Annotated in this window: 10 protein-coding genes and 3 pseudogenes; 3 read left to right on the top strand and 10 right to left on the bottom strand. The window is 68.1% G+C overall.

Annotated elements, in window-relative coordinates; all coding sequences use genetic code 11:
* Nucleotides 1-14: 14 nt before the first annotated feature.
* A pseudogene (locus AOK23_RS20230) lies at nucleotides 15-555 on the bottom strand (LysR family transcriptional regulator); the annotation flags it as partial.
* Nucleotides 556-627: 72 nt separating this feature from the next.
* Here AOK23_RS20230 and AOK23_RS20225 point away from each other — a divergent pair.
* Together AOK23_RS20225 and AOK23_RS20220 are read left to right on the top strand one after the other, a co-directional pair.
* Nucleotides 628-1,003, top strand: a pseudogene (locus AOK23_RS20225) (RidA family protein); the annotation flags it as partial.
* A gap of 622 nt (nucleotides 1,004-1,625) precedes the next feature.
* On the top strand, nucleotides 1,626-2,459 hold the full coding sequence (locus AOK23_RS20220) for an NAD(P)H-binding protein (protein ID WP_055714105.1): 834 nt from the start codon (nucleotides 1,626-1,628) through the stop codon (nucleotides 2,457-2,459).
* A 274-nt stretch (nucleotides 2,460-2,733) separates the two neighbouring features.
* Here the strand turns inward: AOK23_RS20220 and AOK23_RS20215 are convergent, their stop codons facing one another.
* From AOK23_RS20215 to AOK23_RS20195, 5 genes are all read right to left on the bottom strand, one after another.
* Nucleotides 2,734-3,789 carry a hypothetical protein gene (locus tag AOK23_RS20215; protein WP_240496469.1) on the bottom strand — a complete coding sequence of 352 codons (1,056 nt, stop codon included), beginning with the start codon at nucleotides 3,787-3,789 and terminating at the stop codon, nucleotides 2,734-2,736.
* A gap of 288 nt (nucleotides 3,790-4,077) precedes the next feature.
* Complete coding sequence (locus tag AOK23_RS20210) at nucleotides 4,078-4,407, bottom strand: helix-turn-helix domain-containing protein (RefSeq protein WP_055714104.1); 330 nt, start codon at nucleotides 4,405-4,407, stop codon at nucleotides 4,078-4,080.
* On the bottom strand, nucleotides 4,404-5,483 hold the full coding sequence (locus tag AOK23_RS20205) for a tyrosine-type recombinase/integrase (RefSeq protein ID WP_055714103.1): 1,080 nt from the start codon (nucleotides 5,481-5,483) through the stop codon (nucleotides 4,404-4,406). The genes AOK23_RS20210 and AOK23_RS20205 overlap by 4 nt, the downstream gene beginning before the upstream one ends.
* An 862-nt stretch (nucleotides 5,484-6,345) precedes the next feature.
* Nucleotides 6,346-7,842 carry a hypothetical protein gene (locus AOK23_RS20200; RefSeq protein ID WP_157878096.1) on the bottom strand — a complete coding sequence of 499 codons (1,497 nt, stop codon included), beginning with the start codon at nucleotides 7,840-7,842 and terminating at the stop codon, nucleotides 6,346-6,348.
* A 232-nt stretch (nucleotides 7,843-8,074) separates the two neighbouring features.
* Nucleotides 8,075-8,542, bottom strand: a complete 468-nt coding sequence (locus AOK23_RS20195; RefSeq protein ID WP_055714101.1) for a hypothetical protein — start codon at nucleotides 8,540-8,542, stop codon at nucleotides 8,075-8,077.
* A gap of 259 nt (nucleotides 8,543-8,801) precedes the next feature.
* On the opposite strand from AOK23_RS20195, the gene AOK23_RS20190 reads away from it, so the two are divergent.
* Complete coding sequence (locus AOK23_RS20190; RefSeq protein WP_055714100.1) at nucleotides 8,802-9,266, top strand: hypothetical protein; 465 nt, start codon at nucleotides 8,802-8,804, stop codon at nucleotides 9,264-9,266.
* 509 nt (nucleotides 9,267-9,775) lie between these two features.
* Here AOK23_RS20190 and AOK23_RS51445 read toward each other — a convergent pair.
* From AOK23_RS51445 to AOK23_RS48485, 4 genes and pseudogenes are all read right to left on the bottom strand, one after another.
* The gene (locus AOK23_RS51445; protein WP_055714099.1) at nucleotides 9,776-10,066 is read right to left on the bottom strand and encodes a transposase family protein; all 291 of its coding nucleotides are present in this window, start codon (nucleotides 10,064-10,066) and stop codon (nucleotides 9,776-9,778) included.
* A gap of 85 nt (nucleotides 10,067-10,151) precedes the next feature.
* Nucleotides 10,152-10,382: pseudogene (locus AOK23_RS51440) on the bottom strand (IS5/IS1182 family transposase); the annotation flags it as partial.
* 293 nt (nucleotides 10,383-10,675) lie between these two features.
* Complete coding sequence (locus AOK23_RS20175; RefSeq protein WP_055714097.1) at nucleotides 10,676-11,533, bottom strand: MerR family transcriptional regulator; 858 nt, start codon at nucleotides 11,531-11,533, stop codon at nucleotides 10,676-10,678.
* 184 nt (nucleotides 11,534-11,717) lie between these two features.
* Nucleotides 11,718-12,194, bottom strand: a complete 477-nt coding sequence (locus AOK23_RS48485) for a hypothetical protein (protein ID WP_338056486.1) — start codon at nucleotides 12,192-12,194, stop codon at nucleotides 11,718-11,720.
* Nucleotides 12,195-12,525: the final 331 nt, after the last annotated feature.

The raw sequence follows: 12,525 nt of genomic DNA, 5'->3' as shown, positions 1-12,525 counted from the left end.
CGGAACTACTCGTCTAGCGGATGTGCGGTCGGCAGCACGGCCACGAACGGCGCGCTGAGTACCGTCCGGAAGCCGAGTTCTGTCTCGTCGGTGGGGGTTCGCGCAGCAGGCCGATGTCGATGGTCTTGTCGTGCAGGTCGGCGATCTGCGGCGCGGTGGTCATCTCGTGGATGTCCAGGTGCACGTCGGGGAACTGATGCCGGAAGGTGCGCAGCAGGCCGGGCAGAACGGTCAGCGCGAGGAACGCGGCGAAGCCGATCCGCAGGCGCCCGGTCCGGCCGCTGCCGAGGCTCGGGCTGCGGTCAGGCCGTCCGCGAGATCGGTGAGGGCCCGCCGCGCGGCGGGCAGCAGTTCCTGGCCTGCCGGGGTGAGCGTGACGCGTCCTGGTTCACGGCTGAACAAAGCGTGGCCGACCTTGTCTTCCAGGCGGCGGATCTGCTGGCTCAGCGGTGGCTGGGTGATACCCAGGCGGGCGGCCGCGTGGCCGAAGTGGAGTTCTTCGGCGACCACGACGAAGGCGTGCAGCTGCCGCCGGGGTAGTTCGGGGCGCTCCATATGCCTAGAGATATCAGGCCATGCCTCAGGCTGTGTCAGACGTATCTGTGCTGGTCACCTAGCGTTCGGCGCGTGACAGAGCGACATACGATTCTCAGCGGCTCGACCTTTGAGGAGCAGATCGGCTATGCCCGTGCCGTGGTCGATGGCGACTGGGTGCATGTGTCCGGGACGACCGGGTTCGACTACGCCACCATGACGATCTCCGACGACGTGGTGGAGCAGGCCGAGCAGTGCCTGCGCGATATCGAGGCTGCGTTGGCCGAGGCGAAGTGCACCTTCGCCGACGTGGTGCGGGTGCGCTATCTGTTGCCCGACCGCGAAGACTTCGAGCCCTGCTGGCCGGTGCTGAGCCGTTGCTTCGGCGAGGTTCGGCCGGCCGCTTCGATGCTCGTGTGCGGTCTCCGCCCCTCGCATGAAGATCGAGATCGAGGTGTACGCGCGGCGGCCAACCGAGGAAGGACGCCGGATCGTTGGGCAAAACCCGACTGGGTCCTCGACGCGGCCGGCGGAGCCGCGGTCGTCGGCACGGGCTTCGCCCTCACCCACCTCCTGACGGGACCGCGGGCGGCACCGGACACGGACGGGGACGACGGGAAGACGGACGACAGAGCCCCGCGGACCGCCACGAGCGGCCCGCGCGCCCCCGTCCGCAGCTGACGACAGTCGCGTCCGCGGCTGACCGTCAGCCGATCCACAGGTCGTACGTGGCACCGCTCCTGGTGTCATTCGCGGAGCGGTCAGGGACGGGCAGCCACACCAGACACGCCGTGATCAATCTCAGCGCCAATCACGGTTCAATTGATCCCCAAGGCCGGTGAGGCCCGCGGGTTCGCGGAAACTGAAGGTTCTTCAGCGCGAACCCGGGGTGCATTGCCCCGATTCTTGAGGACGGACCCGTGGGTTCGTGGTCAACTCACGCGGTCGTGTCCTCTCACGCATGAAGTACTCAACCTCGTAGGGATGAACGTGCCCGGCAGCAGGGACGCCATCGGTCGCCTTGACCTGAAGCGCGATTGAGCTTCTAGCGTGTCCTCCAGTTGATCATCTGACGATGGGAGAAGGTACTCATGATTCTCGTTACGGGAGCCACCGGGAACGTAGGAAGTGCACTGCTCAAGGAGCTGCACGCGTGCGGTGCCGGGCCGCTGAGAGGGCTCACCCGTGACGCCGCGAGGGCCGTGTTCCCCGAAGGGGTCGAGGCCGCTGAAGGTAACTTCGCGGACACAGCTTCATTAAAGCCCGCGTTGGAGGGGGTGCGCTCGCTGTTCCTCGTGTCGCGTCTGGGCTCGGATGCCGACATCCTTGAGGCCGCCCGGCAGGCGAGTGTGGAGCAGGTGGTGCTCGTGTCGTCCATTACGGTCCAGACCCATCCGCACCTCGGCCCCGCAGGCGAGAACCTGGCGGTCGAGCAGCTCCTGAAGGACAGCGGCATGGCCTGGACGATCCTGCGGCCGACGCAATTCGCTTCGAACTCCCTGATGTGGGCGGCGTCGATCCGTGAACACGAGACGGTCCGCGCGCCATATGCGGACACCGGACTCCCCACTATCCACCCCGCGGACATCGCGTCGGTGGCGCGGGTGGCGCTGACCGAGCCCGGTCACCGCGGGCGTACGTATGCCCTGACCGGTCCGGAGCGGGTGACTGCCCGGCAGCAGGTCGAGGCCATCGCGGCAGTACTGGGGCGGGAGGTGCCTTTCGCTGAGATCAGTCGGCAGGAGGCCCACGCTCAGATGGCCGCGGTTTTGGGGGACGAAGCCGCGGACGCGGTGCTCGACATCACGGGCGGGGACGTCAACGACGAGATACTGACGGTGCACAACACGGTTTCACAGGTCACCGGCACCCCAGCCAGACTGTTCCAGCAGTGGGTTGCGGAGAATGCCACCGCCTTCCGCTGAACCGCCTGGCCCTGAGCACATTCTGATGTACGCCAACGGGTCAGCTTCGGCGGCCTGCTCCAGCAGTGCCCGTGCGGAGTCCGCGTAGCGCATCGCGGTCTTCTCGTCGAGCCCGAACACCTCGGCCAGGTGGAGCGGGTCCGGGCCGTGGGCCAGGGCCTCTTCGAGTTGGCGGTCGACGCGGAGCCGTTCCAGCGTCGCGTCCTGCCCGCGCAGGCTCGCGCTGATCCAGTGGAACTGGCGCGGCTGGTCTTCGTGGCCGTCTGGTTGTTGATCAGAGGTGGAGGTTTGCTGTGTTCGGCCACCGGCGTCGCCGGTGTTCCAGCCAGTCCAGCAGCAGTTTCATGCTGAGGTCATCGAGCGGGCGTGCTCGTCCGGCGATGGTCAGCCGGCGGTTGCCGATGTCGAGGTCGTCGAGCATGAGGGTGCCGATCTGGGCGACCCGGGCGGCGTGCACAGCGGCGAGGGCGAGAATCAGTCGCGCGGCCGGGGTGGTGGCCGCCGCTACGGACCGGTCGACCTCGGCGGGGACGAGCGGCTGCAGCACGCCGTACTGATACTGCCCGACCTTGATTCCGTTGGTGGGGCTGCGGAAGATCAATGCGTTCCGTTTGGCCCAGGTGAAGAGCGGGCGCAGGGCGACGAGTTGGTCGTGGTGCTGGTGGCCGTGCAGGGTCTTGACGTAGGTGAGCACGTCGTCGCGGGTTACTTCCCGTAGGTGGTCGTAACGGTTCGACCATTCCATCAGTGCCGGTCGGACCCGGTTGAGGTAGAGCCAGACCGTGCCCGGCTGCCGGGGCAGGCTGCGGGGGCCTCCGTCGTGCAGAACCCGGGTCCAGCGCTCGGCCTCCGAGCGGATGTCAGGCGCGAGCCCTTCCAGTCTCTCGGCGAGCCAGCGTTCGAAGGAGGGCTCGCTGTCGTCCAGGAAGATCCCCATCTCCTTAAGGACCGTGACGGTGTGGCCGACTGGGAGGTCACGAGCCCGGAGCGGGGTGAATACTTCGGTGTGCCGGATGACGTCGCCCTCGACGTATCCGGTGAGGACGAGGGCCAGGCCGCGGTTGACGGCGAAGCGGATGTTGCGCCCCCAGCCCCGCGCTTCGGCGAGCCGGTATGCGAGGTACTTCGCCCAGGCCAGCCAGGGGCTGACCAGGTCGGCGGCCGGATCGAGACGGCCGTAGTCACGCGGGATTTGCTCGAACAGCGGCAGCTGCCTCCAGCCAGAATTTGGGCACCTGGCCGGTTCGGGCGGCGGCTTGCGAGGAGCGCCTCGCCGGCCGCCGTGCCGTCGAGGGGCGGGTGCCGTTCCGTTGCGGTGGTGCAGGCCCATGAAGAACAGCTGGTGGTGCCGGACGGCACTGAGCCGGACCTCACATCGGCCTCAGCGGTCAGCCGGTCGACGACGACATGAGTGTTGAGCCGGGCCTGGCACCAGCACAGACGGCAGTAATCCCACTTCAGCGGCTGGACGCGGCGGCAGCTGGCGCAGGCGGCCGTGCCGTGGCTGCGACCGGACCGAACATGTAGCAGGCGGGGCAGAGGCGTCCGCTGAAGTCACCCCAGGCCAGGCAGCCGTCGCAGGAGTCGGTGGGCTTGCGGTAACCCTTCGGATACCGGCTCATGCCGGCGGCAGTGACCGGCCGTCGCGGCGCTTGGGCACCACCGCCGGAACCGGTGCGGCGGCGCCGACAGCGCTCTGGGGTACGTCATCCTCGCCGGGGCGGGTGACCTTCTGCGGTTCCGGGATCAGCAGGTCACCGATCTCGCAGCCGAGCACGACGCAGATGACGTCCAGGTCCTCCAGCTTGAGCGAGACCGGCTGTCCGGACCACAGCCCGGACATCTTCCCCGCCGAGATCACCAGGCCGTGCTCGGCCAGGCTCCGCTGGAGCTCGGACGCCTTCCAGATACCCTTGTTCGCGGCCGTCAGCCGCAGGTTCCACCTCATCGGGCCAGTCCTTCCAGCCGCTTCTGGGCCCGTTCCGTCCCGGCGGCCCAGGCGTCCTCGACCCGGGTCTGCTGCACGTGGATATACCGCATCGTCGTGGCGATCCAGGAATGCCCCAAGACCTCCTGGATTGCGAGCAAGTCCAGCCCGTTCTCATAGAGTTGGGTCGCGCAGAAGTGCCGCAGGACATGCGGCGTCAGCCTCTCGTCCCACCCCGCCAGATGTGCCTTGGCCGCGTCCTTGAGCCCTCCGCGCAGGGCGTCGTCGCCCACCCGGCGCGAGGAGCCGTCGGCGTTCCTGCGCTCGGAGGGAAGCAGCGGGGCGCCCGGGCGGGTGTGGTCGTCGTCGAACTGGCCCCACACGTCCTCGAGGAACCACCGCAGCGTCCGGTCGGCGCCGTTGATCAGCGGGGCCATCCGCTCGCGCGGCCCCGAGCCGCGGGCCCCCTTGCTGTGGCGGACGTGGAGTTTGCCGAAGCGGCCCAGGTCCCACTTGACGTCGTCCAGGTCGAGCCCACACGCCTCGCTCACTCGCAGGCCAACCTGGGACATCAACTTCGAGGCGGTGTAGTTCCGGGCGGTCGGGGCGAACTTGCGGCAGGTGGCCAGCTCGCCGCCCCAGCCGGTGAACAACCTCCCGACCTCCGGCTCACTCGGCGGGATCCGCAGCTGGGCGTCCTTGGCTCCGCGCGGCCGATTCATCTCGTCGATCGGGCACTCGACCACCCGGCCGGCCATCCGGTGGATCTCGACCTTGTGCCGCAGCTCCTGGAACGCGAAATACGTGCTCAACGCCTGCGACCGGCCCAGCCGGGTGCCGCTGGGCGAGTGCCGCAGAACCTTCCCGAAGTACACGTCCGCGTCAGCGGGCTCCATGTCCCACAAGGGCCGGCCGAACCAGGTCCTGATCTGATCCAGGTGCCCGACGTCCCCGCGGATGGTGCCGTCCGCCAGCCCTGCTGAGGCCCGCGCGAGAACGAACCCGGACAGCACATCGGTCTCGAACCGCTCCAGTTCCTCAGCCGACGCGGGCGCCCAGTGCTCACGCAGGTCCCGTACGACTGCCAGCGCCGCCAACCCGAGCCTCCTCGCCTTCGACCCGACTGCGGATCGGTCGGACGAGATGAGAACGCTTCAAGAATCCCGAAGCTACGTCACAAGCCAACAGAGCACACGAAGGAGGAAGAACCCCCCTGGCCACGGGCCCAGAGAGTCAGCGGGGCTCAGGGGAACTCGCGGGATGTCGCACACACCGGGCTGAGCACCTCTCCCGCTGCTGGCCAGGCACGAACCATCCGCCCCAAGACGAGACTGGGGAAGGACCGCTCGACCTCCCCAGGTCACGGTCCTTCCCCAGCCAGCCCCACCCGATTACCCCGTCAGGCCGGGGCCATGCTCACGCACTGACCCCGCGTACGGCGGATAGGGCAAGGGGTCCGGGCCTCACCTCTTCCCTGGCGGCGTCTTCGGCCGGCGTCGGCGTACTTGACCTGTGTGTTCGGTGATTTTCAGGGGGTCATAATTCGGCAAGGTCGCGGATGGCTGCGATACCGGAGTGGACGGTCCAAATCCGGCTGCCGGGTGGGGTTTCCGTCGGATCGGGCGCCCTCTGACCTGCTTGCAGGCGCCCAGCCTCCCGCGTGATGCCGGACTTTTGAGGGCTGGTCAGGTCAGCGGTGAACCCGGACACAGGGGTTGCCGGACGACTACCGAGTACTCGGCGAGGATGTCCTCGGCGCGGTCGTCGGGCCGGGGTGTCCCGTTGACTGACGTGGGGTCGGCGCGGCAACTCTCTCGAGGCCTGCGCCGTGGTGTTCTAGCGTTGATGCAGCTTTGCGCTGGCACTGCTGGAGCCACAGCGCAACGGGCGTCGCCGGGCGTGACCCGGCAGCCCGCCACTGTCGGTGAACCGCGAGAACCTACCGACGGGTCACTTGTATCAGGAGCGCCCCAGCACACGGGTGAGGCCAGCGACAAGCGTGGTGGCGAGTATCCATCCCAAGGCAATGAGGACATAGGCGAACCACTGTTGCCCGCTCGCCGACACGAACGCCTTCTCCTGCCCGAAGTCAATGATGGGCAGCAATAGGTCGAGTGTATAGACAGCGGGGTTGAAGGCCGGGCCGCGGCCCGGTTCGGAGCGCTGTGGCTCGTTGATGCTGAAGACGAGTGTGCCGAGGAGTGTGAGGGCGACGAGCCACCCACCGGCCAGGGCGGGGCGGTAGCCATAGCCTGCGACAACATCTTGCAGCCAGTCCCAGATCTTGCTTGTCCACGGGAGAGTTGAGCGGTGGTGGCGGTACTTCACCCGCAGGACTCTGCGGGCTTCACTGTCATGGCCGAGGACTCGATAGGCTGCCGCCAGTTGCTCATAGGGCTGAGGCATGTACCGGTCACCGAGGCTCTCGTTGAGCCAGGCGAGGCGCATGCGGGTCGAACGAGGCGGGAGCGGTTCGAGTCGCGCGTAGGTGAGCGCGTCCATTTCAAGGAGCGGACCTCCTTGAGGACGGTCAATCAGCTTGCCAATGGTGGCTCCCCGCAGCGAGACGGACTCCGCGTCCTCTCTTGCGACATCGATCTCCAGGCGTCGCGCGTGGATCTCATCGAGCCGGATTGCGGGCTTGCCCGAGGAAGCTCCGTGCACAACGGCCTTCGACAGAACTGCTTCGCCATTGATCTGTGCGCCGCTCAGGATGATGCCGTGTGCCACCCGAATGTCCGAGGCCCAGAAGGTGTCACATGCCAGCAGATGGGCGCCAAGTGCCTCTTCGGTGCCTCCGGAAAGTCCGATATCGGCTTGGCGCAGGTCGACACCTCCGATCCGGGCGCTGGCCAGTGAGAGCCACTTGCCTACGGACAGGCCGAATCGGCCGTTGAACCAGGTCCCGATCGTGAGAACGTTGCCGTTGATCCAACCGCCAACCTTCGCACGATCAAGGTTGAGGTCGACCGTGAAATCGCTCGCCTGGATCCATACGTTCCCCTCGACGACCGCGTCGCGCATGTCGAGGCTTGGACAGTGCAGGGCTTCCGCGCTGAGCTCAGGCAGATGCGACCCCTGCAGGTAGATGGCGAGAGTCGTAGCATGCCGAAGACTCAGAACATCGGAGAAGGAACAGGCATCAAAGTCGATCTCGCAGTCGATGGTCGCTGACGTGAGGTCGAGTTCACCCGTCACTCGTGCGCCCGAAACACGAAGCGCACGAACCCTCCCGGGAGTGGCGGGCGGGCCATCGAGAAGCAGGAACGCGATTACGTGGGCTCTGATCTGCCGCTCTGGGCCCCACTCCGCCCCATCCGCCGGCGCGTCACCGGTCGCCACTCCTGTACGAAGGTCCAACATGCTGCCGTCGCGGAAAGCGGACCACAGACGGCGCTCAGGAGCGCTCCATTCTTCCGGCGGTGACAGGTCGTCGGGCTCCAGACGGTTGGCCATGATTCGTTGTACGGGAAGCACTGTCTGTGCACCAGGGTGCGGTCAGACCCCCGCTGACATGAGTAACGCAGACAGTCACCTTGCCCCTGGAGACAGAGGTGGGTGCGTCGGGGATGTCGTACCGACCGCAGGGGTCCCACAGCCTCAAGCGCCCACCCGCCGGCCGGAATACCGCACGGTTCACATGACGCTCCCTACCAACTCACCGAGTTCCGTTACCGAGCCGTGATCTTCAGGCAGGCGCGGCGCATGGCTCGGAGACGATCGTGAACGACGTCGTCACCATCGGCACCGCCACGGCCGGCGGCATCACCGCGTGCGCGGTCTGGCCGTGCGCCATGCCGTTACGGATCTGCCGGCCATAGTCGAGGTACTCCGCCTGCCACACCGTCAGGACCCCGTCGGCGGCGCCCTGCTTGATGAGCTGATGCAGCAGCTTCTTGCCCGCATCCGGGATACGGCCGCGCAGCACGATCTCCACCGCGATCAGGGAGTGCATGACCGCCACGGTGGAGAACTCGTAGCAGTGGTACGACTGGCGCGGCAGCTCGCGGGCCGTACGCAGGACGGTCGCTGCGGCCTCGGTCACGCCGGCGGGCACGACCAGGTCCTCGACGAGGTCGTGCATGTCGGCATAGCTGCCGACGAAGTAGTGGGCGCGTTCGTCCGGGACCGGGAACGGCAGCCGCTGCGTGGTCATCCCCGCAGTCTCCCAACGGCACGCCCCGGACGGCAGCGGCTTCTCCCTCGGCCGTCGCGCATCGTGCCGGGACGGAGATTTCTCCCCACCAAAATGGGCGGAATGTCGCAGTCAGCGGAACTGGACAAGGGACAACGCAGGCGCCGGCAGGCGAGTCCGCTCACCGTCGGTGCGCGGACTCTATCCACAGGCATCTGCTCTGAAGACCGCTTATGAGGCCGCCTCGATCGGCGCGGCGCCCCGTACGTGAGGAGCCATCATGCCCACCACCAACATGCCGCTCGCCCCGCTGACCCCGGACGCGGCCATCAGCGCGTTCAGCTACCTCCGGGCCGCCCAGGCCGACGGCGTCGAAGCCGCCCGCGAGTTCGCCAGCGGCGAGCCGCGGATGCCCGAGCTGCTCGTCGACGTCGTCGAACGGATCGTCGTCCCCGTCACCGCGCTGCCCGGCCCGGAGGCGGGCGAGCCGTGCGCGGACACCTTCGCCCTGGAGCCCCTCGGACGCGTCTTCATGACCTCGCTGCGGACCTGGGCACAGGCCGGACCGGACACGGCGGAAGGCATCGCCCGCTCCGTCATCGACTTCGCCGCGCAGTTCCTCACCGAGGACCACGAGGACGTCGCCGACACCCTGCGCCAGCTGGAGGCCGTCGGAGTGGGCCAGGCCCTCGATGCCCACCCCGCACCGGCCGGCACGCACCCGGTGCACCTGACCGCCGTGTAGGCGCACCCGATGCGCGCCACCACCGCACGACGCACCGCACCGCCCACTCGTGGTGCGTTCCATCGGCATCGCCGCACCGCACCGGGCGCGCCTCACGACCGGGCGGGCTCCCCTATCACACACCCCCTTGACCACGGCCTGATCGCCAGCCGAAAGGGGCTGTGTCAAGGGGAAGCGTCCTCGGTGGCGCACCTGGTCAAGGGGTCGGTCGGCGGTGGGCGCACCGGTGCGGTGCGGGACATCGGGTGCGGCGCACCGGGCGCGCGCGAGAGTGCCGGGCATCGTCGGGTGGGGCGCCACCGGATGCGGTGGCGGACATCGCGGTGCTTTCACGGTGGCGTCCATCGCCATCCAGCGCACCGGAGTGGAGTCCCCTCGGTGGATCCCATCGGGTGGAGTCCACTGAGCCTCCGCCAACCTGAAAATCGCTGGTCAGCAGGGCTGGTGTGACCGTGTTCCGGGGGTGCTCGTGTTGGTCGTGGGCGGGAGTCTGCAGAGAAGATCGTCCGTCAGCGGTTGACTTCGAGGTTCGTCAGGACGAGCAGGGCGCGCAGGAGTTGGGTGACGTGGGCGGGGTCGGTGCGGAGTTTTGCGAGGATTCGCCAGTTCTCGAGGTGGGCGAAGCCGTGCTCGACCGGCGCCCGTCCGACAGCGAGGACGCGGTTGGCTTCCTTCTGGCCGGGCGTGAACTTGTGGGTGCGGCTGGCGTGGAAGCCGGTGACGATCACGGGGTCGCGTACGTCGTTGTCCAGGCCGCGGAAGCCGAGGTCCGCGAGGGCGCCGAGGCCGGTGGCGCGCAGGTGGGCCAGGATGTGGTCGTGGCGGGCGGCCGGGCCGGGCGGCGGAGATCCAGATCAGGCGGCCCCTCTCGTCGGTGAGGGCGAGGAAGTGCAGGCCGTGGTGGCGGTGCCTGCCGGAGTAGTTTTTGCGGTCGGCCTTCCCCGTGCGGCGCTGGGTGGGGATGAGGGTGCCGTCAATCAGGACCACCTCCCCACCCTGCCGGACGATCTTCTTGAACGCGCGGTCCAAGCGCGGGGCCTGTGCGGCGAGCAGTCCGATCGCCTCGTCGCGCCAGCGCCGGACGGTGGACTCGGAGATGTTGTTGCCACCGGCCATGTCGGCCAGGCGCTGGTCGTGGCGCAGTACGGCCAGGACGATCACCGCGATCTTCCCGGGCGGCAGGATCCGCCACCGGGACCGGATAGCCTTCAGATGGCGCCGCAGCAGACCGGCGAGGTGGTTGACGGTGCGCGTGGACAGTGGCAGACGGCACCGGTAGACAACCGGGCAGGCGTGCTCTTCGGCTCTCTTCACACAGTGCCCAACGGCCGCCAGAGGCACCGTGGTTACGTTCGTGCTGCACCATTCCGGGCTGCTCTTGTCGGGCTCGCCCCGAGCGCCGATTCCAGTTAGCAGGTCCGTGGGGTGTCGCCACCCTGATCGGCCGAGTGAAGCAGTTCGATGACACGTTCCTCGTACCGGACGCGGGCCGGGGAGAAGTCGTACGGCATCTTGCCGATGGCCTCCACCACGCTCATCCTCGCCTCGCCTTCCTCCTCACCAGCGTGCTCGTCGTCCTGGTCCAGGAGGTCGTCGAGGGTCTCGTCCAGGCCGGATCGGTCGATGGTGGCTCCCAAGGCGGTCTCATGAGCACACCGCTGGGCAGCCAGGTCTTCGATGCCGGGGTCGTCGGGGGACATGGTGTCGTCCAGGGCCCCCTCGGCCTCGGCCAGGCGGTCTTCCTCGGCCCGCAGTTCGGGGTGGGTGGCCAGGGCGATGAACCGGTTGGCCTGGGCGGCGGCCCCCTCGGGGCCGAAGATACGCTCCGTGACCAGAAGGGTATCGAGATCGGCCGGGCGCAGGGATCCGGGCGGCAGATCGTGCAGGCGGCCACTGACCAGCGGTGAGAGCAGACCCAGGGGGCTGCCCGCCTCGCGGAGGCGGTGCACGGCGGCCTGCTGGGCTTCGATGGCAGCCGCCTTGGAGGCGAGGGATTCCTCCAGCCGGGCCAGGGACTGCTCGATGCCGGTGGCGCCCTCAAAGCTGGCCCGGATGTCATCCAGGGAGATACCCGCATCAGCCATCCTGCGGATCCACAGCAGGCGGATCATGTCGTCGTATCCGTAGCGGCGGCGGTCGTCGCTGCCGCGTTCGGGTTCGGCGAGGAGCCCGATGGCGTGGTAGTGGCGGATGGCGCGGGGTGTGGTCCCGGCGAACGCGGCGGCATCGCCGATCTTGACCCGGCGGGGAATCGTAGGAAAGTGCATGCGAGGGAACCTCTCAATGTTGTACTTGCCGCCTACTGGACCACGTGCCGCTACGGCACATGCAAACCCCACTGCCGCAGGCTCGCCCCGCGCTCCCGCACCATCAAGGGGCGTACGGATCGCTGCACGGGCAGAGAAAACGTCCCGGATGAGCAGGCTTGGGAACAGAACAGGGGTGGGGAATTCAGTCAATGACTGCCATCAGGGCGGCAGCGTCCCTGGTCACAGGCGAGTGGTGAACCGGCCGTCGGGCAGTTTCCGAAGCCAGCCGCGGTCGGCCAGCGCGCAACGGCTCCAGTCTGGCCCGCACGCTGACGTCCACCCCCAGCACCTCGCCGACCTGCCGAGCCATGACCGGCCCGGCAGCCTCCCGCACGACGGCCAGGATGCGCTGATAGTCCGGCGGGAGCATGGTCTCCTCCACGCCGGACGTGCGGTGCGGGAGCATCATCACCGCCCGGCCGCCCACCTGCCCGGGCGTCGGCCCGGCCGAGGCCCGCTCCTCGGCAAGCTGCTCGCTCATCCGCTCAAGAACCTTCTCAGCGACGGCGAGTTCGTCGCGCTCGGCCCGGACCTCCGCCAGATGCTTGGCCATCTGTTCTTCGAGCTCGTCCAGTTCCGCACGCCGCGCGGTGATCCGTTCCAGCAGCTCGGGATCCATACACCGGATCGTAGAAGGCCGTCCGCCCGCCGCGAGCAGGAACCGGCAAGCCGCCCGCTGACGGACGACCTACAGCGCAGACTCCCGCCCACGACCAGCACGAGCACCCCGGAACACGGTCGCACCAGCCCTGCTGGCCAGCGATTTTCAGGTTGGCGGAGGCTCACTGAGTGGAGTCCACCCGATGTCGGGCATCACCATTGGATGCAGAACATCGTGGGCTCCACACGGTGGACGATGCCCGGCATCGTCACCACAGCCAGGCGGTGGAGTGCCGCACCCGGGACAGGGCGCGGGCATCGCGGCGCGCGGCCGCGTTGCCGATCCGGTT

The organism is Streptomyces torulosus, assembly GCF_001419765.1.
Taxonomy (GTDB): domain Bacteria; phylum Actinomycetota; class Actinomycetes; order Streptomycetales; family Streptomycetaceae; genus Streptomyces; species Streptomyces torulosus.
Note: the sequence above shows the minus strand (reverse complement) of the source record. Positions and strands in the feature narration are given on the sequence as shown.